The following is a 1,153-nucleotide window of genomic DNA, read 5'->3' as shown; positions in this document are numbered from 1 at the left end:
ATGGAAAAACGGAACCGATATACCTCAGAGTTTAAAACAAAGGTTGTGCTGGAGGTCCTCCGGGAGGAGCAGACCGTGAACGAAATAGCTGCCAAGTACGAAATGAGCCCGGTTATGGTTAGCCGGTGGAAGGCTGAGTTTCTAGAGCGTGCTTCCACGGTCTTTGAGAAGAAGACCAGTGAGGCCGACAAACTGAAGAAGGAGTACGAAAGCAAACAAGAACATCTAGAAAAGCTGGTTGGCCAACTTACAGTAGAGGTCGACTGGCTCAAAAAAAAATCTGGCCTTAAATGAACCGCTTGAAGCTCGTAAAACCATGGTAGAGCGTGACAACACAGAGATCACAATTAAGCGCCAGACGGATCTGCTGGGTGTGAATAGGACAAGTGTCTATCGGCCCAGCAATGAGAAACGTGAAAACGAAGAGAATGTACAGTTCATGCATCGGATCGATGAGATCTATATGAAGCACCCTTATTTCGGTTATCGGCGTATGACCAGATTCCTTCGAGACCAAGGCTTCGAGGTCAACCGTAAGCGTGTACGCCGTCTCATGCAGCACATGGGGCTCGAAGCGATCTATCCGAAGCCGAACTTGAGCAAACGATTCCATGCCAAGTATGTTCGTCCCTATTTGCTTCGCGGCCTATCGATCGACCGGCCGAACCAGGTCTGGGGAATTGACATCACCTATCTACGGATGGGCAAAGGCTTCATGTACCTATTCAACATCATCGACTGGTACAGCCGCAAAGTGATCGATTATGAGCTATCTAGTACCCTTGAGAAGAGCTTTGTACTCAGGTGTCTTAAACGTGCATTTAGTCGCTGCAAGCCGGAGATCATGAACAGCGATCAGGGGTCTCACTTCACCAATGCCGATTACCTCGAGCTATTGGAGAAGGAAGGCGTCAAGGTATCCATGGATGGTAAGGGCCGGGCAACGGATAACAGTCGCACAGAGCGATATTTCCGCTCGCTCAAATACGAGTGCATCTATTTGAATGAATACGAAGACCCTCGTGCGCTACGAAAAGGGATAGCTCGCTATGTCCACTTTTACAACCAGGAACGCCCTCATCAATCTCTTAATGAAGCGAAACCCGATCAATTTTACGCCCATTGTATCGAAGAAATCGCATCCTAAAAACTA

The 1,153-nt window shown here is 48.2% G+C and carries 1 protein-coding gene; it reads left to right on the top strand.

The genetic code is table 11. The features are described from left to right. A protein-coding gene (locus GSF01_RS29125; RefSeq protein WP_456238679.1) for an IS3 family transposase occupies positions 1-1,147 on the top strand; the annotation gives its coding sequence in 2 pieces (ribosomal slippage) (positions 1-272 and positions 271-1,147; 1,149 coding nt in all). Positions 1,148-1,153: the final 6 nt, after the last annotated feature.

The organism is Paenibacillus puerhi (genome assembly GCF_009846885.1).
GTDB lineage: Bacteria > Bacillota > Bacilli > Paenibacillales > NBRC-103111 > Paenibacillus_G > Paenibacillus_G puerhi.
Note: the sequence above shows the minus strand (reverse complement) of the source record. Positions and strands in the feature narration are given on the sequence as shown.